Source organism: Clostridium thailandense, from assembly GCF_019207025.1.
GTDB classification, from domain to species: domain Bacteria; phylum Bacillota; class Clostridia; order Clostridiales; family Clostridiaceae; genus Clostridium_AM; species Clostridium_AM thailandense.
Window position 1 is genome coordinate 1 of the sequence record NZ_JAEEGC010000084.1, and the last position, 18,376, is coordinate 18,376.

Here is an 18,376-nt window from a genome sequence, read left to right on the forward strand (position 1 = left end):
GTAGGTCGTTGCCAGGTAAAGTGTTCCGTGGTAGCTCAATGGTGGAGCATTCGGCTGTTAACCGAAGGGTTGGAGGTTCGAATCCTCTCCACGGAGCCATTTTTATTTTGAATATTATAATTTAATTTAAAACACATTAGTTTAAAAATAACTGATGTGTTTTTTATTTATGAAAATTTTTAATAATTTGCAAATTTGTGCATATTATATGAAATGTATGGAAATATATATATAGTCAAATTATTTAGAAAATTTCTTAAACTTAAGAGGAATTTTAAGTTTAAGATAGAATATATAATTAAGCTTAAAAGTTAAGAGGGGGAATTGCTTATGAAAAATTATTCAACCAAAAATCTAAGAAATGTAGGAATAATAGGGCACAGCGGTTCAGGAAAAACTACTTTAACAGAAGCAATACTTTATTACACTAAGACTACTGAAAGATTTGGAAAAGTAGAAGAAGGAAATACAGTCAGTGATTATGATGCTGAAGAAAAGAAAAGAAAAATATCTATATCTACATCAGTAGCCCCATGTGAATGGGAAAATGTTAAAATAAATTTAATTGATATGCCAGGATATTTTGATTTTATGGGAGAAACATTTCAAGGTCTAAGAGCAGCAGATATAGCAATGATTGCTGTATCAGGAGTTTCAGGTATACAAGTAGGAACAGAAAAATCTTGGGAATACGTAAATAGATATAAATTACCTAGAGCATTGTATATAAACAAATTGGATAGAGAAAATTCTAATTTTGATAAAGTACTATTGGGAGTGAAAGAAAAGTTTGGTATATCAGTAGTTCCAGTTCAGTATCCTATAGGAAGTGAAGAAAGTTTTATTGGTGTTATAAATGTTATATCTAGGAAGGCTAGAATATTTGATAAGAAAACACGTAGTATGAAAGAAGCAGATATTCCAGAGGAACTTATAGAAAAAGTAGATGAATGTAAAAATATGATTGTAGAGGCTGTGGCAGAGACTGATGAAGCCCTACTCGATAAGTACTTTAGCGAAGGTACATTAAGTGATGAAGAAATATATAATGGATTAATAAATGGTTGTGCTAAAGGTGAAATTACTCCTGTAATGTGTGGCTCAGCATTAAGTGGAATCGGAATTGAAACTTTACTAGAAGATATAGTAGAGTGCTTCCCATCACCTAAGAATTCAGAACCAATAAAAGCGAAGGATTTAAAAGCTAATTCAGAAATAAGCGTTAACTTTGATGAAAATGCTCCTTTATCTGCATTTATATTCAAGACAGTAGCAGACCCATTTGTGGGTAAATTATCCTTATTTAAAGTTATAACAGGAAAGATTAAAGCGGATTCTACAGTATATAATGCTAATAAAGATAAGTCAGAGAAAATTGGAACAATGTATTTTCTCAAAGGAAAGCTTCAAACACCTGTAAGCGAAATAATAGCTGGAGATATAGGAGCTGTTTCTAAATTACAGTTTACAAGTACAGGTGATACATTGTGTGATGCATCAGCTCCAATAATTTTTGAAAATATAGAATTTCCAGAACCAGCTATATCAATGGCTGTTTTGCCAAAGTCAAAAAATGATGAAGACAAGATATCAAATGGATTAAGCAAATTATTAGAAGAAGATCCTACATTTAAGGTTGCTAGGGATATAGAAAATGCAGAAGCAATAGTTTCAGGATTAGGAGAGACACATTTAGATGTAATAGCATGCAAATTGAAAAGTAAATTTGGTGCAGATGTAATACTTCAAATTCCAAAGGTTCCTTATAGAGAAACCATTAAAAAGATTGCAGATGTTCAAGGAAAGCATAAGAAGCAGTCTGGTGGTCATGGCCAATATGGGGATGTAAAAATAAAATTTGAACCTAGATTAGATGGCGAAGATGAATTGCAATTTGTTGATCAGGTAGTCGGAGGTGTTGTTCCAAGACAATATATTCCGGCTGTTGAAAAGGGACTTAAAGAATGTATACAACATGGGGTTTTAGCAGGATATCCTGTAATAAGGATGAGAGCCACTCTACATGACGGTTCTTATCATCCAGTAGATTCATCTGAGATGGCATTTAAAGTTGCAGCGTCTTTAGCATATAAAAAGGGATTGATGGAAGCTCAACCCATATTATTAGAACCTGTTATGCATGTAGAAGTATTGGTACCAGAATATTACATGGGAGATATAATAGGAGATATAAATAAAAAGAGGGGAAGAGTTCTAGGCATGGAGTCATGTGATGATAAGCAAAGAATAATAGCTGAAGTACCACAGGCAGAAATGTTTAGGTATGCTACAGACCTAAGATCAATGACTCAAGCAAGAGGAAGTTTTAATATGAAATTTGAGAGGTATGAAGAGGTGCCAAGCACAGAAGTGAATAAAATAATAGAAGAATCTAAAAAAATAAAAGCCAAAATAGAAGATTAATTTAAGATAAGCTCCAATATAATTTGTAATATTGGAGCTTATAGTATTATGCATATTTTAATAATTAATTAGAAAAAATAACTTTGAGATTTATTTGTAGTAAACTTAGCGAGGAGAGATTTTATGTCAGAATACCAAATGAATATAATTGGTAAGATAGAGCTAGAGGACTATAGTAGTATTTATGATTATATGGCTATAGTTGATAAAAATGATAACATAATGATAACTATTGATAATCCAGAGAACATAAACATAATAAAGCAAATGTTAGAAAATAATAGCTTTATAGTAGACATGGATAATAGTAGTTATGATGGAAGATGCCTAATAAAAGCTTTTAAGTTCGATTAGTGTAATATATTAGTTTATATAGAGAAAGAAATATTAATGTTTATTGAAATTATAAAAGAAAATAAGCAATTCGATGCTGTATAATCATAATTAATAATGTTAGGGAAATTTAATTAATTATAGTTCTTGAATTAATTTTACGATAATACTAATATAAAATAAAGGTCAAAGAAAGGCAAAGTCAAAGAGGTGTTTGTATGGCGAGATTGTCAGATGAGATTGAAGCTTTTATTAAAGAGATGTTAGGAGATAGTAGAGAAAATCAGTTACAGATTGTAAGAAATGAGTTAGCTAATTACTTTAGTTGTGCCCCATCTCAAATTAATTATGTACTAACTACGAGATTTACAACAGATAAAGGTTATTATATTGAAAGTAGAAGAGGTGGCGGCGGCTACATTATTATAAGACGTATGGAAATAAAGAAGAACGAATCTTTAGCAGATGAGATAAATGAAAAAATAGGAGATAAAATTACTTATAATTCTGCAGTTAACATAATAAATGGATTATCTGAAGCTAAGATAATTTCATCGATGGAATCAGATATATTAAGGGTTGTTTTGAATGACAGAACATTGAGTACTGCAATGGATATTAGAAATGAAATAAGAGCAGATATCCTAAAATCTGTTATTATGGTGATCTTAAATAGGACATAGTCTATATCCATATGTAAAAATATGGTATAATAATAGACGAATAGATTAAGAAATTTTGCCTAATACAATAAAAGCAGAGGTGATAATATGCTATGTGAATTATGCAAAAAAAATGAAGCATCTGTCCATATAACTAAAATATTAAATGGACATAGGCAAGAATTGAATATATGTGAAAAATGTGCGAAAGAAAAGGGTGAATTTAATTTCTACAACAATAATTTAGAAGGAGCTTCAACATTCAGCTTCCAAAATATATTAAGTGGTATGATGGATTATATAGGTAGCAATAATGCCGCTAAAGAAAGTTCTTATCCTTACTGCGAAAACTGCGGAACTAGCTATACTGAATTTAAACAAAGAGGGTTAACTGGATGCAGCGAATGTTATAAGAATTTTAATGAAACGATGTATCCTATTATAAAAAGAGTTCAAGGCAATGTTGAGCATACAGGAAAAATACCGAAGAAACTGGGTAAACATATAATTGAAAAGAAAAAGCTATTAGAGCTGAAAGAAAACCTCCAGAAGGCAATAGTTGCAGAAGAATATGAAAAAGCTGCGCAGTTAAGAGATTTAATTAAGGAAATTCAAGATCATAAGGAATAGGAGGTTGAATTTAGTTATGGAAAATTGGATAAATTCTAATGGTAAATTGGATGACTTTGTATTAAGTAGTAGAATAAGGTTTGCAAGAAATATAGAGAAAATACCATTTCCGCATAAGTTAAATATAGAAAAAGCAAAGCAAGTTATAAAATTAGTTGAAGATGCCTTTTATACATCTTCTCATGTAGGAGAGAAATTCACCACTAATTATTTAGATGATAAAGATATGATTTCAAAACAAGTATTTTTAGAAAGGCATTTAATAAGCAAAAACTTAATTGATAATAGTAATAAATCAGCATTCATTCTAAATAGCGATGAAACTATAAGTATTATGATAAATGAGGAAGATCACATAAGAGTCCAATGCATTACAGCAGGCTTGAATTTAGAGGAAGCTTATGATTTAAGTGATAAGATAGATAATTTGCTAGAAGAAAAATTGGATTATGCTTTTGATGAGAAGCTTGGGTATATAACTTCATGTCCTACTAATATAGGAACTGGACTTAGAGCTTCAGTTATGATTCACCTTCCAGCAATTTCTTTAAGCAACAAAATAAATGGTATTATAAATGCTGTTTCGCAGGTTGGAATGACAGTAAGAGGATTGTATGGTGAAGGATCTAAAGCTGTAGGAGATATATATCAAATATCTAATCAAATAACTTTGGGGCTCAGTGAAGAAGAAATTGTAGGTAATTTAGAAGCAGTTGTGAGACAAATTATGAATGAAGAAATCTTTTTAAGACAAGACTTAATGAAGAAATATAAGGATGAAATAGAAGATAGAATATATAGAGCACTTGGTATATTAAAATCCGCAGTTTTGTTAAACTCAAATGAATGTTTAAAGCTCTTATCTGATGTAAGATTAGGAGTTGAAATGGGAATAATTAAAGATGTAGATAAAGTTACGTTAAATAATCTACTTGTAAATACACAACCAGCGTCTATACAGCAGATTTGCAGAAAAAAACTATCTAGTAAAGAATCAGAGCTTAGTAGGGCTAAGCTTGTTAAAGAAAGACTAGTTCAAGTTACAACACAATAATTAAGGGAGGATATTTTAAATATGATGTTTGGAAGATTTACTGAAAGAGCACAAAAAGTTCTTTTGTATGCTCAAGAAGAAGCGCAAGGACTCCAACATGGCTATGTTGGAACAGAACATATTTTACTTGGCATATTAAGAGAAGAAGGAATAGCAAAAAAACTTTTAAATGAAATGGGAATTACTGTAGAGGCCGTAAGAAACTTGGTAGAGGAATATGAAGGGAAAGGCGATATAGAATTATATAAAAACGAGATACCATTAACACCTAGAACTAAAAGATTATTGGAATTAAGTTTGCTTGAGGCAAGAAATTTAAATCATAATTATATAAGTCCAGAACACATATTGTTGGCACTTATAAGAGAAGCAGAAGGAGTAGCATTTACAATACTAAATAACTTGGGTGCTGATTTTGATAAGTTAAGAAAAGAGTTGATTGATAATCTTTCAGGAGAGCAAACAACAAATAGTAATGATTCAAATAAAGGCAATGGCGAGCCAACACCTACATTAGATCAATTTGGTAGAGACTTAACCGATATGGCTAGAGAAGGAAAACTTGATCCTGTAATAGGAAGAGACAAAGAAACGCAGAGAGTTCTTGAAATATTATGTAGAAGGACAAAAAACAATCCTTGTCTGATAGGAGATCCAGGGGTAGGTAAGACAGCTATAGCTGAAGGATTAGCACAAAAAATAGTATCCGGAAATATTCCGGAAATACTTAGAAACAAAAGAGTTGTAACATTAGACTTATCTTCTATGGTAGCGGGTTCTAAATATAGAGGAGAATTCGAAGAAAGACTAAAGAAGGTTATGGATGAGCTTAGAAAGTCAGGAAGTGTTATACTGTTTATTGACGAAATTCATACTATAATAGGTGCAGGTGCAGCTGAAGGAGCTATAGATGCGTCAAATATATTGAAGCCTGCATTAGCTAGAGGAGAAATTCAATGCATAGGAGCTACTACTATAGACGAGTATAGAAAATATATTGAAAAAGACTCAGCCTTAGAGAGAAGATTTCAGCCAATTACAGTTGGAGAACCTTCAAAAGAAGAGGCAATTCTTATATTAAAAGGGTTGAGAGATAAATACGAAGCACATCATGGAGTAAAGATTGTGGATGATGCTATATATGCAGCTGTAAATTTATCAGATAGATATATTACAGACAGATATTTACCAGATAAGGCAATAGACTTAATTGACGAAGCAGCTTCAAGAGTAAGAATTGAAAATTTAATAGCACCACCAGATCTTAAAAAATTAGAAAGCGAACTTGAAAAAACAACCAAAGAAAAAGAAGACTCAATAAGAGTTCAGGATTTTGAAAAGGCTGCAAGATTAAGAGATAAGGAAAAAGAAATAAAAGACAAATTAGAGGGATTAAAAACTAATTGGAAGACCAAGAAAAATGTTTCAAGTTTAACGGTATCAGAGCCACAAATAGCTGGAATTGTTTCAAAGTGGACTAATATTCCTGTTGAAAAGTTAACAGAAAAAGAGTCTGAGAGATTATTAAAATTAGAGGAAATTCTTCATAAAAGGGTAATCGGTCAAGATGAAGCTGTAAGGTCAATAGCAAGAGCCGTAAGAAGAGCCAGAGTAGGATTAAAAGATCCAAAGAGACCAATAGGATCATTTATATTTTTAGGACCTACGGGAGTAGGAAAGACAGAGCTCTCAAAGGCATTAGCAGAAGCTATGTTTGGTGATGAAAATAATATGATAAGAGTTGATATGTCTGAATATATGGAAAAACATACAGTCTCAAGACTAATAGGTTCTCCTCCAGGATATGTTGGTTTTGATGAAGGCGGTCAGCTAACAGAGAAGGTAAGAAGAAATCCATATTCAGTTGTATTATTCGACGAAATAGAAAAAGCACATCCAGAAGTATTTAATATTCTTTTGCAAATACTAGAAGATGGAAGACTTACAGATGGAAAAGGAAAGACTGTTAACTTTAAAAATACTATAATAATAATGACTTCTAATGTTGGAGCATCAACTATAAAGAGACAAAAGTCTATGGGATTCGCTTCTGTTAATGAGAATGAAAAGCAGAATGAATATGAAAAAATGAAAGAAAATGTAATGGATGAGCTTAAGCGTTCATTTAGGCCTGAATTTTTAAATAGAATAGATGATATCATAGTATTTCATCAGCTTCAAGAAGAAGACTTAAAGCAAATTGTAAGATTAATGCTAGAAACAGTATCAGAGAGATTAGAAGAACAGGATATTAATATTGGGTTTACAAATGAAGCTGAAGAGTTACTCGCAAAGGAAGGTTACGATTTAACTTATGGTGCAAGACCACTTAGAAGGGCTATTACGAAGGTTGTAGAAGATAAACTTTCAGAAGAAATGTTAAGAGGAAATGTTAGAAAAGGTGATAAATTAACAGTTACGGTAAAAGACGGGCAATTAGAATTCAATAAAATTTAATAGTGTAGATAAAAGCAATGTATAAAATTTTAATTGTTTATACATTGTTTTTATTTTTGTTAACAATATTTCATTCTAATAAGGTATAATTATATTTTGTATAGAAGGAGATGATTTTAGTGGCAAAAAATAAGACGATTTTTATTTGTCAAGAATGTGGATATGAATCGCTTAAATGGCTAGGGAAATGTCCCAATTGTAATAAATGGAACACCATGTTAGAAGAAGTAAAAGTAGAGAATAAGTTATTTTCTAGTAATATAATAAAGTCTAGTAGTACTCCTAAAAGTATAACAAGTATAAGATCTAGTGAATATGAACGATTTAATACGGGAATAACAGAATTAAATCGAGTTTTAGGAGGAGGATTAGTTAAAGGATCTCTTACACTAATATCAGGAGCACCAGGCATAGGAAAATCAACTTTGCTATTGCAAACAGCTAATAATATATCAAAAAAGTATGGTAAGGTTTTATATGTATCTGGAGAAGAATCTGAAGAACAAATAAAAATGAGGGCTGATAGGCTTGATACTATATCTGAAAATCTATATGTGGTTTCTGAAACTAATTTAGATCAAATAAAAGAACATATAGATAGCACTAACCCTGCATTTGTCATTATAGATTCTATACAAACACTTTTTAAACAATCTATCAGTTCCGCACCAGGAAGTGTATCTCAAGTTCGTGAAAGTGCTAACGATATTATGCATATAGGGAAAAGTAAGAATATAGCTTTCTTTATTGTTGCACATATTACTAAACAAGGTGAATTAGCAGGACCTAGAGTACTTGAGCATATGGTAGATACAGTTTTATCTTTTGAAGGTCAAAGAACTGAGGAATTTAGAATATTAAGAACCTTGAAAAATCGTTTTGGAAATACTAGTGAAATTGGTGTTTTTGAGATGAGGGAAAGTGGTTTAGAGCAGATATCTAATCCATCAGAGGTATTTCTTGAAGAAACTGAGTTTCAAAAAGAGGGGTCAGTGGTTATAGGCATTATGGAAGGAACTAGACCAATCCTAGTTGAAATACAAGCATTAGTAAGTGAAACAAAGGCGGTTATGCCCAGGAGAACTGCAGTTGGAGTAGATATTTCCAGAGTAAATCTTATACTTGCTGTTCTGGAGAAAAAGCTTAAGATGCCATTTTATAACTGTGATGTTTATATAAATGTAGTAGGTGGATTGAATATTGAAGGAACTTTTGGAGACTTAGGTCTTGCATTAGCACTCATATCAAGTGTAAAATCTAAAGAAATAAGTTTGGAAAAACTTTTAGTGGTTGGAGAAATAGGATTAACTGGTGAAGTTAGACCTGTGTCATTTTGTGATAGACTTGTAAATGAAGCTCAAAAAATGGGCTTTAAAAATGTTTTAGTACCATTGAGAAATGTTGAAAAAATAAAAAATAAAAATACAAATATTATTTCTGTATCTTCTTTAAGAGAAGCAGCAAATAAAGTTTTTTAGTATAGGGTGGTTGAGTTGAGATTAGAAAAAGATAAAGAATTAATGAGTATACTTAAATTATTAGCGCCTGGCACACAGCTCAGAGATGGACTTGAAAACATACTTAGAGCAAAAACTGGAGGGCTTTTAGTATTAGGAGATAGTGATTTTATATTAAAAATAGTTGATGGAGGATTTACTATAAATTCAGAATATAGCCCTTCATATGTTTATGAACTCGCTAAGATGGATGGGGCGTTAATTCTTAGTAGTGATTTGAAAAAAATTTTATATGCTAACGCACAACTTATTCCAGACTCCAGCATTCCGACTTTTGAAACTGGAACTAGACATAGAACTGCAGATAGAGTAGCTAAACAAACAGGTGCTGTAGTTATCGCCATATCCCAAAGAAGACATATAATTACTGTATATAAGAGTAATATAAAATATGTATTAAGAGACAGCAGTATAATACTTGGAAGAGCTAATCAGGCACTTCAGACTTTAGAAAAGTATGTAGCAGTACTAGATAGAGTTGTGAGTAATCTAAATATACTAGAATTTCAAGATTTAGTAACCTTATTTGATGTAATAACTGCAATTCAGCGAACTGAGATGGTCATGAGAATTGTATCAGAAATCGAGAGATATATATGTGAGCTAGGTAATGAAGGAAGGCTTATTTCTATGCAGCTAAATGAGCTTGTAAAAAGTGTAGAACAGGATGGAATACTATTGATAAGAGACTACTGTCAGGACAATATGGATTTTAATGAGATATATAAGCATATGCAGACAATTACATCTGAGGAATTATTAAATTTAGAATATATATCTAAAGCATTAGGGTATATAGGAGTTCCATTAGTCGATACACTAATATCACCTAGGGGATATAGAATTCTAAATAAGATTCCTAGAATACCAACTAATGTAATAGAGAATTTAGTAAAGAATTTTAGAGAGTTAAAAGGTGTTATGGAAGCCTCTTATGAACAGCTAGATAAAGTTGAGGGAATAGGAGAAGCAAGAGCAAGAGCCATAAAAAATGGCCTTAGAAGACTTAGAGAACAAATTATGATAGATAATAATTTTAGCACAAAATAATGTGATACATTATTTTGTGCTAATTTTTTATCTAAATGTATACTTTCCTAAGGTATTTATTTTATCATATTCTTTTATAAGAATATCATATAAATTTAAATCGAGAATATTACAAAGAGAAGTTAAATAAAACAGGTTATTTCCAATCTCACGTTCAATTACTTCTCTACAGTTATCACAAAGATTACCATCAATATGAGTCTTTAGACAATTTTTTAAGGATTCTATATTAATATCATCATTGTCTTCTGGTATCTGCTGCTTTTTCGCATTAACATTTATACAGCCACAACTTGTAATTGATTTTGCAACAGCTCTATTTATTCTTCCATTGGATTCTTGAAATTTAGTTATTATATCCAAAATGCTTTTATGCCTTATTAGAGAATCATTTACGGTATTTTGGAAATCATCAAAAATTACATCTTTCATGAGGTTCAACTCCTTATAAAGATTTAAGTAAAAAGTCCATAAGTTAATTATAGTTTTTTTCAGATAATTTTGTCAATAAACTATAGTACGAATTTTATAGTACTTCTATATAATAAAACAAGAACATTTTTATGAATAGGGGGATTATAATGTTAAATTATGGACTTAAAGTATTTGTTCCTAATTATGGTGCAGGTATTATGACTACTTTAGAAGATAATAAAGATTATGATATAGATAAGAAATATATAAGCATTTCTTTTTTGCTTAATGATATAGATTTATATATTCCTGAAGATAAGGTTTCATGTTATAGGATTAGAAATGTTGTCAATCAAAAGGAAATGGATTATGCAATGAATATAGTTAGAGACGAACCAATAGATATAGAAAAAAAATGGGGAAAAAGATACAGGATGAATAATGATAAAATTAAAACAGGAAATTTATATAAAATGTGTGAAGTTGTAAGGGATCTATATTACCTGAAACATCAAGGGATGCTTCCGCCGGGGGAAAAAAAAATACTTTCTAATGCGGAAAATATGATAGCCAGTGAGCTGGCGTTAGTATTAGATATAAATCTAGAGGAAGCAGTGTATAAAATAAGGAATTTAGGTTAATAATCTATTAAAAAATTTAAGTTTTATTGAAAAATACAGTTTATTAAGATATATTAGATATTAACAGGATTTAAAAATGGGAAAGTTGTTAATAATTTTAAAGGAGGTGAGTAAATGCTAAAAAAATTATTAAGATCACTTTTTACAATTATAGGCTTGCTGTTAGGATATTTAATTGGCGATGGTGTAACACGAACTAGTTATTTCTTAAAGGTTGGATATTTTAGTAATAGCCCTATCAAAACAATATTATTTTTAATTTTATCAACTGCATTTTTTGGAATTATACTATTTTTAATATCTCCTTGGATTAGTACGCTTATAATTAAAATTATGGATTATATTGAAAAAAGCATTCAAAAATTGCCAGCTACAGAAATATTATTTGGTACTATGGGAGCAATTATTGGGCTTGTAATATCGTATTTATTCGTAAACATTCTATCTAGAATACCTATAGTAGGAGCGGTACTTGCTGTTGTGGTAGCAGTTGTTATGGCAGTTTTAGGTGCCAATATAGCTATAAGAAAAAGAGAAGAAATAATAAGCGTATTTTCAAATATTAGCATCAAAAAGACAGGTATTAATAAGGATAAGAAATCGAAAGGTGATTATAAAGGTTATCCTAAAGTTTTGGATACTTCGGTAATAATAGATGGAAGAATATTTGATATATGTCAGACAGGATTTATTGAAGGTGCTTTAGTTATACCGAACTTCGTGCTAGAAGAATTAAGGCATATAGCGGATTCCTCAGATGGTTTGAAAAGAAATAGAGGAAGAAGAGGACTAGATATATTGAATAAAATTCAAAAGGAATTAAACGTAGAGGTTCAAATATACGAAAAAGATTTCCCGGAAATTGCAGAAGTTGATAGTAAACTATTAAAACTTGCTCAGGTCTTAAATGGAAAGGTTATAACTAATGACTACAATTTAAATAAGGTCGCAGAGTTTCAAGGAGTACCTGTTTTAAATATAAATGAATTGGCAAATGCTGTAAAACCGGTAGTTCTTCCAGGTGAGGAAATGAGAATACAAATAATTAAAGATGGAAAAGAATCAAATCAAGGGATAGCTTATCTTGACGATGGCACAATGATAGTAGTCGAAGGTGGAAGGAAGCATATAGGAGAGACTAAAGATGTAGTTGTTACATCTGTTTTACAAACAGCAGCTGGAAGGATGATTTTTGCAAAGCAGAAAGAGGAAGCTTAATATGAGTAAGAATTATGCTATTATAGTAGCAGCAGGAAAAGGTAAAAGAATGAGAACTGATATTAATAAGCAGTTTCTTAATATAAAAGACAAACCATTAATCTATTATACATTAAAAACCTTTGCTGACAGTAAAGCAGTCGATGGGATTATTATAGTATGTGCTGAGGATGAGATTGAATATTGCAAGCATGAAATTGTGGAAAAGTATCAAATAGCTAAAGTCTTGAAAATCGTAAGTGGTGGAAAAGAGAGGCAGAACTCTGTATATAATGGAATCAATGTTATAAAGAATTGTGAAATAGTATTAATACATGATGGAGCAAGACCATTTGTAAATGATAGAATAATTGAAGAGGGAATAAAATACGCCAAGGAGTATGGGGCTTGTGCTTGCGGTGTAGTTCCTAAGGATACCATTAAGATCAGAGATATTAAAGGATTTTCTACATCTACGCTTAATAGAAATGAGGTATTCTCGGTACAAACTCCTCAGTGTTTTAGATACGATTTGATTTTGAAATGCTATAGGAAACTAAATAAAGAAAAGGTAAATGTAACAGATGATACTGCAGTTGTGAATTATTATGGGAATCCAGTATATCTTTATGAGGGAAGTTATGATAATATAAAAATCACAACTCCAGAGGATCTATACATAGCTGAAAATATAATAGATAAGATGAAATAAATTTGTAATATTTTTAAGTATAAGCATGCGTATGCATGCTTATATTATTTTAGGTAATAATTAATAAATAAAATGGTAATAAGGGTTAAATAAGTTATTATAATATGTTAAAATATTTAAGTGATCATAGTTCATCAAAAGAATTAAATAAATTATTATAGTTCGTTAAATAGTTCTTTTAAAGTGTTAATTATGAACCATATTATGCAATTAGATATGCTAATGTGCATTTATATAATATCCAATAGGGGGTAAAAATTTAGTATGAGAATTTTTAATACAATGACTAGAAAAAAGGAAGAGTTTATACCTTTACTAAATAATGAAGTAAGAATGTATGTATGCGGTCCTACTGTATACAATTTTTTCCATATTGGCAATGCAAGAACATTTGTAGTGTTTGATACAGTAAGAAGGTATTTTGAGTATAGGGGATATAAAGTTAAATTCATACAAAACTTTACAGATATAGATGACAAAATGATAAAAAGAGCTAACGAGGAGAATACTACAGTAAAGGAACTGGGCGATAGGTTTATAAAAGAGTATTATAAGGATGCAGATAACTTAAATATAGAAAGGGCCACGGTAAATCCTAGGGCTACTGAATATATGGATGAAATAATTAAATTTGTAGAAGAATTAATAAATAAAGGATATGCATATGAAATAAATGGAGATGTATATTTTAATACCAAAAAATTTAACAATTATGGGAAATTATCAGGACAAAACCTAGAAGATCTTCAGGCAGGAGCAAGAATTGATATAGACGAAAGAAAAAAAGATCCTATGGATTTTGCAATTTGGAAAAGTCAAAAACCAGAAGAGCCAGCATGGAAAAGTCCTTGGGGTATGGGAAGACCAGGATGGCATATAGAATGTTCCTGTATGGCATATAAGTTATTAGGAGAAACTATAGATATCCACGCTGGAGGGTCAGATTTAGCATTTCCACATCATGAAAATGAAATAGCACAAAGTGAAGCGATGACTGGTAAAACTTTTGCGAATTATTGGATGCATTCAGCTTTTGTAAATGTAAATAATCAAAAAATGTCAAAATCATTAAATAACTTTTTTACAGCACGGGAAATACTTGAGAAATACGAACCAGACGTAATAAGATTATTTATGTTATCAGGACATTACAGGACTCAAATAAACTTTAGTATAGACGTTTTAGAGTCAACAAAAGCAGCTGCTGAAAGATTATATAATTCTATTTCAAACTTGGAGAATCTATTTGATGAGGTTAAATTAGATCAATTATCAGAGAAAGAAAAGGATTATATTAAAGTCTTGAATTCATATAAAGAAAAGTATATAGAAAAAATGGATGACGATTTTAATACAGCTGATGCAATATCTATAATTTTTGATTTGGTAAGAGATATAAATACAAATGTAGGAATTCATTCATCAAAGGAACTTGTTAAGTATTCATTAGATTTAGTAAGAGAATTAGGAGATCCATTAGGAATATTGCAAAAGTCCACAAAATCTAACCTTGAGGAAGAAATAGAGATGCTTATAGAACAAAGACAGCAAGCAAGAAAAAACAAAGATTGGAGTCTATCTGATAAAATAAGAGATGATTTGAAAAATAGAGGAATTATACTTGAAGATACACCCCAAGGAGTAAGATGGAAAAAGATATAATATGTTTTTACAGATATTTGATTTTAGAATGGAGAATATAAATGAATTTTAATTTATTGAAAGATAAATTTACAAAAGCTGATGCAAGACAAATAAATCCATTAGTACTTGCTTTTATTGGAGATGCTATCTATGAGGTTTTTGTAAGAACATATTTAGTTGATAGAAACAGAGATATGTCTGTACATAAACTTCATGTAAAGGCAATCGAGTTTGTAAAGGCTCATGCACAGAGTGAATTTATAAAAAAAATAGAAGAAGAGTTAAATGAGGAAGAAATATATTTTTTCAAAAGAGGAAGAAACTCTAAATCTGGAACCGTTCCTAAAAATGCTGATGTTCAAGAATACAGAACTGCAACAGGATTTGAAACTCTAATAGGTTTTTTGTATATAACTGAACAAAACGAAAGATTAAATTATTTATTAGAATTAATAGTACAATTATATGTTCATGGAGGAAAAATAAGTGGCAATTAAAGTGAAAATAGTTGAACATACACCTAATCCAGAGAAAGTAGTGGCAGCTGCTGCTAAGTTATGTTATAGTGCTGCTGGAATAGATCAAATACAAGAAAATCTAGAAAATGAGAAAGCATTAAAATTTTTAAATATGCTCATGTCTTATGGACACGAGTCACCGATAGAACATGTGACTTTTACTTTTGCGATAGAAGGGGTTTCAAGAAGTTTGACTCATCAGCTTGTAAGACATAGGTTGGCATCGTATTCACAGCAAAGTCAAAGATATGTAAGATTGGACCAATTTGAATATATAACTCCACCAGAAATAGAAAAGGATGATGAGGCGAGAAAAATTTTTATTGATGCGATGAAAAACAGTCAAAAGGCATATAGCAGTTTAACTGAAATTTTAAAGGAAAGATATATAGATACTGGGATGGATGCTTCATCAGCCGAAAAAAGAGCGATTGAAGATGCAAGATATGTTTTTCCAAATGCATGTGAAACTAAAATAATAGCAACAATGAACGCTAGAACGTTAATGAACTTCTTTAGACATAGGTGTTGTAATAGAGCACAATGGGAAATAAAAGAATTAGCGGATGAAATGTTAAAACAAGTAAAAGTCATAGCACCTGTTTTATTTAAATATAGTGGTCCATCTTGCTTAAATTCTAACTGTCCAGAAGGCAGGATGAGCTGTGGCCAAATAGATAAAATTAGAAAAGAGTATACTATTAAGTAAAAGTATTTATAATTAAGAGAGGTAATAGAGTGAAAACGACAAAGAAACCACTTAAAAATAGAACAGAAATTAAAGATAAAAAAGATAGAGCTGAAAAAGGCTTTAAACAACTTCCACCTAAGGAAGATGTTAGGGAAGACATTATTGAAGGAAGAAATGCTGTTATAGAAGCCTTAAGGGCAAATAGAACCATAGAACAAATACTTGTTGCCACTGGGGATGTGTCAGGTTCTATAAATGTAGTTTTAGCTTTATCAAAAGAAAAAGATGTAGTTGTAAAATATGTAGATAGAAAAAAATTGGATCAAATTTCTCAGACGGGTTCACACCAAGGTGTAATTGCGCAAATCACACCTTATAAGTACTGTTATATAGAGGATATATTAGAATATGCAAAAGAAAAAGAGGAAAGTCCATTTATTATTATTCTTGATGAAATAGAAGATCCACATAATTTTGGTTCAATAATAAGAACTGCAGAAGTATGTGGGGTCCATGGAATCATCATACCAAAACGAAGAAACGTGGGGGTTACTCCTGTAGTTTTTAAATCTTCAGCTGGAGCTGTAGAGTATATGAAGATTGCCAAGGTTACAAATATAAACACTACTATAGATATGCTAAAAGAAAAAGGTATATGGATATATGGAGCAGATATGGATGGTACTAACTGTTTTGATGCCAACTTTAGTGGGTCTGTAGCTTTAGTAATTGGAAGCGAAGGCAAAGGTATATCTAAGCTCACGAAGGAAAAATGTGATGCACTTGTAAAGATACCTATGATAGGTAAGATATCATCACTAAATGCTTCAGTTGCAGGTGGGATATTAATGTATGAGATTTTAAAACAAAAGATGAAAAGTGATAAAAAGTGAAAAATATTTTTGTAGATGGGTATAATGTAATTAATAGCTGGCCAGAACTAAAAAACACAAAAGATTATAGCCTCGAATCAGCTAGACAACAGCTTATAGAAATAATGAGTAACTATGCGGCATATAGGGGGTATAAGGTTTTTGTGGTTTTTGATGCTCATATGGTTAATGGAAGTATAGAAAAAAAAGAAAAGTTTAGCGAGAATGTTATAGTTATTTTTACTAAAGAGGGAGATACGGCTGACAACTTCATAGAAAGAATGATTAATCAGGTAGGAAGAAAATTTGAAGTTTGTGTTGTTACATCAGATTCATTAGAACAACAGATTGTTTTTCAAAGAGGTGCTACTAGAATGTCATCTGTTGAGTTTTATCATGAAATAAAAGGTATTGAAACAAAAATTAGGAATAGAATAGACAAAAATTATTCCTTAAAAAAGCATAGATTAGAAGATATAGTTAAAAAGAATATATTGGATAAATTGGAAAAAATTCGAAGAAGTGATTAAAATCTATTGACTGAAAATTTAGTTATAGAGTATAATCAACTTGATGTTATATTTTTTAATGGAGGGGATACCTTTGGAGAATAAGGGCTGTATCAATAAGAAAATTTCCTCCTTTCAAGAAAAATTAGATGAGGAAGTTGTTATCGAAGCGAAAAAAGGGGATAATTGGGCACAAGAGTATTTAATAAATAAGTATGAAAACTTTGTTAAGGCAAAAGCTAAATCTTACTTTCTAATAGGAGCAGATAAAGAAGATATATATCAAGAAGGAATGATAGGTTTATATAAAGCTATTAGAGATTTTAAACCTGATAAACTATCTTCATTTAAAGCCTTCGCAGAATTATGTGTTACAAGACAGATAATAACTGCAATAAAAACAGCTACACGTCAGAAGCATATCCCATTGAATACATATGTTTCTCTAAATAAGCCTATATATGACGAAGAATCTGATAGAACTTTACTTGATGTTTTATCTGAGGCTAAAGTATCTGATCCAGAGGAGCTGATTATTAGCAGGGAGGAACTGACACATATACAGAATGAAATTGGAGAAGTGTTATCAAGTTTAGAAATGGAAGTTCTCATGTCCTATTTAGATGGAAAATCATACCAAGAAATTGCTTGTGATTTAGATAGACACGCAAAGTCTATTGATAATGCATTGCAGAGGGTAAAAAGAAAATTGGAAAAATGTCTGAGTGATAAATAAAAATACATATTGACAAAAAAGTTTATTTGTATTAAAATTTATAATCGGTATATAACCTTTTTAGATTTAATGTGGGCGGGAGTAGTTCAGTGGTAGAACACTAGCTTCCCAAGCTAGCCGTCGCGGGTTCAATCCCCGTTTCCCGCTCCAGAACAAATTGCCCATGTAGCTCAGTAGGCAGAGCGTCACCTTGGTAAGGTGGAGGTCACCGGTTCAATCCCGGTCATGGGCTCCAATAATATATAAGAAATACAACACACCAGGATAAGTTTACTTAAAAAAGTGTTAAACAAATAAGGAGGAATAATAAAATGG

At 30.9% G+C, this 18,376-nt stretch carries 18 protein-coding genes and 3 tRNA genes; 20 read left to right on the forward strand and 1 reads right to left on the reverse strand.

Annotated elements, in window-relative coordinates; all coding sequences use genetic code 11:
* Nucleotides 1-24 precede the first annotated feature (24 nt).
* The 9 genes from I6U48_RS16380 (at nt 25) to disA (ending at nt 10,127) form a co-directional block, all read left to right on the forward strand.
* Nucleotides 25-99: transfer RNA gene (locus I6U48_RS16380), tRNA-Asn, on the forward strand.
* Nucleotides 100-330: 231 nt separating this feature from the next.
* On the forward strand, nt 331-2,424 hold the full coding sequence (gene fusA, locus I6U48_RS16385; RefSeq protein ID WP_218321544.1) for an elongation factor G: 2,094 nt from the start codon (nt 331-333) through the stop codon (nt 2,422-2,424).
* 123 nt (nt 2,425-2,547) lie between these two features.
* Complete coding sequence (locus tag I6U48_RS16390) at nt 2,548-2,778, forward strand: hypothetical protein (protein WP_218321545.1); 231 nt, start codon at nt 2,548-2,550, stop codon at nt 2,776-2,778.
* 197 nt (nt 2,779-2,975) lie between these two features.
* Nucleotides 2,976-3,440, forward strand: coding sequence for a CtsR family transcriptional regulator (locus I6U48_RS16395; protein WP_218321546.1), 465 nt, complete (start codon nt 2,976-2,978; stop codon nt 3,438-3,440).
* Nucleotides 3,441-3,527: 87 nt separating this feature from the next.
* On the forward strand, nt 3,528-4,049 hold the full coding sequence (locus I6U48_RS16400) for a UvrB/UvrC motif-containing protein (RefSeq protein WP_218321547.1): 522 nt from the start codon (nt 3,528-3,530) through the stop codon (nt 4,047-4,049).
* A 16-nt stretch (nt 4,050-4,065) separates the two neighbouring features.
* Nucleotides 4,066-5,103: a protein arginine kinase gene (locus tag I6U48_RS16405; protein WP_218321548.1), complete on the forward strand. Its 1,038-nt coding sequence runs from the start codon at nt 4,066-4,068 to the stop codon at nt 5,101-5,103.
* Between the two features lie 21 nt (nt 5,104-5,124).
* Nucleotides 5,125-7,560, forward strand: a complete 2,436-nt coding sequence (locus tag I6U48_RS16410) for an ATP-dependent Clp protease ATP-binding subunit (protein WP_218321549.1) — start codon at nt 5,125-5,127, stop codon at nt 7,558-7,560.
* Between the two features lie 119 nt (nt 7,561-7,679).
* Nucleotides 7,680-9,038, forward strand: a complete 1,359-nt coding sequence (gene radA, locus I6U48_RS16415; protein ID WP_218321550.1) for a DNA repair protein RadA — start codon at nt 7,680-7,682, stop codon at nt 9,036-9,038.
* Between the two features lie 15 nt (nt 9,039-9,053).
* Nucleotides 9,054-10,127, forward strand: a complete 1,074-nt coding sequence (disA, locus tag I6U48_RS16420; protein WP_218321551.1) for a DNA integrity scanning diadenylate cyclase DisA — start codon at nt 9,054-9,056, stop codon at nt 10,125-10,127.
* Nucleotides 10,128-10,154: 27 nt separating this feature from the next.
* Here the strand turns inward: disA and I6U48_RS16425 are convergent, their stop codons facing one another.
* A complete protein-coding gene (locus I6U48_RS16425) occupies nt 10,155-10,559 on the reverse strand; it encodes a nucleoside triphosphate pyrophosphohydrolase family protein (RefSeq protein WP_218321552.1) in 405 nt (134 codons plus the stop codon).
* Between the two features lie 149 nt (nt 10,560-10,708).
* On the opposite strand from I6U48_RS16425, the gene I6U48_RS16430 reads away from it, so the two are divergent.
* The 11 genes from I6U48_RS16430 (at nt 10,709) to I6U48_RS16480 (ending at nt 18,296) form a co-directional block, all read left to right on the forward strand.
* Nucleotides 10,709-11,182: a CarD family transcriptional regulator gene (locus I6U48_RS16430; protein WP_218321553.1), complete on the forward strand. Its 474-nt coding sequence runs from the start codon at nt 10,709-10,711 to the stop codon at nt 11,180-11,182.
* Nucleotides 11,183-11,296: 114 nt separating this feature from the next.
* Entirely contained in the window at nt 11,297-12,400 is a 1,104-nt protein-coding gene (locus tag I6U48_RS16435) for a PIN/TRAM domain-containing protein (protein ID WP_218321554.1), read from the forward strand.
* 1 nt (nt 12,401) lies between these two features.
* Nucleotides 12,402-13,091, forward strand: coding sequence for a 2-C-methyl-D-erythritol 4-phosphate cytidylyltransferase (gene ispD, locus I6U48_RS16440; RefSeq protein WP_218321555.1), 690 nt, complete (start codon nt 12,402-12,404; stop codon nt 13,089-13,091).
* A gap of 264 nt (nt 13,092-13,355) precedes the next feature.
* A complete protein-coding gene (gene cysS / locus I6U48_RS16445; protein WP_218321556.1) occupies nt 13,356-14,753 on the forward strand; it encodes a cysteine--tRNA ligase in 1,398 nt (465 codons plus the stop codon).
* Between the two features lie 41 nt (nt 14,754-14,794).
* Nucleotides 14,795-15,232 (forward strand): Mini-ribonuclease 3, encoded by a 438-nt coding sequence (locus I6U48_RS16450; protein WP_218321557.1) that lies wholly within the window; start codon nt 14,795-14,797, stop codon nt 15,230-15,232.
* Complete coding sequence (thyX, locus tag I6U48_RS16455; protein ID WP_218321561.1) at nt 15,228-15,962, forward strand: FAD-dependent thymidylate synthase; 735 nt, start codon at nt 15,228-15,230, stop codon at nt 15,960-15,962. The genes I6U48_RS16450 and thyX overlap by 5 nt, the downstream gene beginning before the upstream one ends.
* A gap of 68 nt (nt 15,963-16,030) precedes the next feature.
* Nucleotides 16,031-16,837, forward strand: a complete 807-nt coding sequence (gene rlmB / locus I6U48_RS16460; protein WP_312891052.1) for a 23S rRNA (guanosine(2251)-2'-O)-methyltransferase RlmB — start codon at nt 16,031-16,033, stop codon at nt 16,835-16,837.
* Entirely contained in the window at nt 16,834-17,346 is a 513-nt protein-coding gene (locus I6U48_RS16465; RefSeq protein ID WP_218321559.1) for an NYN domain-containing protein, read from the forward strand. Before rlmB ends, I6U48_RS16465 begins: the two co-directional genes overlap by 4 nt.
* 58 nt (nt 17,347-17,404) lie before the next feature.
* A complete protein-coding gene (gene sigH / locus I6U48_RS16470; RefSeq protein ID WP_376774576.1) occupies nt 17,405-18,061 on the forward strand; it encodes an RNA polymerase sporulation sigma factor SigH in 657 nt (218 codons plus the stop codon).
* A 75-nt stretch (nt 18,062-18,136) separates the two neighbouring features.
* Nucleotides 18,137-18,211, forward strand: a tRNA-Gly gene (locus tag I6U48_RS16475).
* A 9-nt stretch (nt 18,212-18,220) separates the two neighbouring features.
* Nucleotides 18,221-18,296 (forward strand) — tRNA-Thr (locus I6U48_RS16480).
* Nucleotides 18,297-18,376 lie beyond the last annotated feature (80 nt).

What these genes read in the sequence shown, in the direction of transcription:
- ispD (WP_218321555.1), top strand. Translation starts at nt 12,402, where the DNA reads ATGAGTAAGAATTATGCTATTATAGTAGCAGCAGGAAAAGGTAAAAGA.
- fusA (WP_218321544.1), top strand. Translation starts at nt 331, where the DNA reads ATGAAAAATTATTCAACCAAAAATCTAAGAAATGTAGGAATAATAGGG.
- I6U48_RS16400 (WP_218321547.1), top strand. Translation starts at nt 3,528, where the DNA reads ATGCTATGTGAATTATGCAAAAAAAATGAAGCATCTGTCCATATAACT.
- I6U48_RS16450 (WP_218321557.1), top strand. Translation starts at nt 14,795, where the DNA reads ATGAATTTTAATTTATTGAAAGATAAATTTACAAAAGCTGATGCAAGA.
- cysS (WP_218321556.1), top strand. Translation starts at nt 13,356, where the DNA reads ATGAGAATTTTTAATACAATGACTAGAAAAAAGGAAGAGTTTATACCT.
- I6U48_RS16425 (WP_218321552.1), bottom strand. Translation starts at nt 10,559, where the DNA reads ATGAAAGATGTAATTTTTGATGATTTCCAAAATACCGTAAATGATTCT.
- I6U48_RS16395 (WP_218321546.1), top strand. Translation starts at nt 2,976, where the DNA reads ATGGCGAGATTGTCAGATGAGATTGAAGCTTTTATTAAAGAGATGTTA.
- I6U48_RS16405 (WP_218321548.1), top strand. Translation starts at nt 4,066, where the DNA reads ATGGAAAATTGGATAAATTCTAATGGTAAATTGGATGACTTTGTATTA.
- I6U48_RS16430 (WP_218321553.1), top strand. Translation starts at nt 10,709, where the DNA reads ATGTTAAATTATGGACTTAAAGTATTTGTTCCTAATTATGGTGCAGGT.
- sigH (WP_376774576.1), top strand. Translation starts at nt 17,405, where the DNA reads ATGGAGGGGATACCTTTGGAGAATAAGGGCTGTATCAATAAGAAAATT.
- I6U48_RS16435 (WP_218321554.1), top strand. Translation starts at nt 11,297, where the DNA reads ATGCTAAAAAAATTATTAAGATCACTTTTTACAATTATAGGCTTGCTG.
- I6U48_RS16390 (WP_218321545.1), top strand. Translation starts at nt 2,548, where the DNA reads ATGTCAGAATACCAAATGAATATAATTGGTAAGATAGAGCTAGAGGAC.
- I6U48_RS16410 (WP_218321549.1), top strand. Translation starts at nt 5,125, where the DNA reads ATGATGTTTGGAAGATTTACTGAAAGAGCACAAAAAGTTCTTTTGTAT.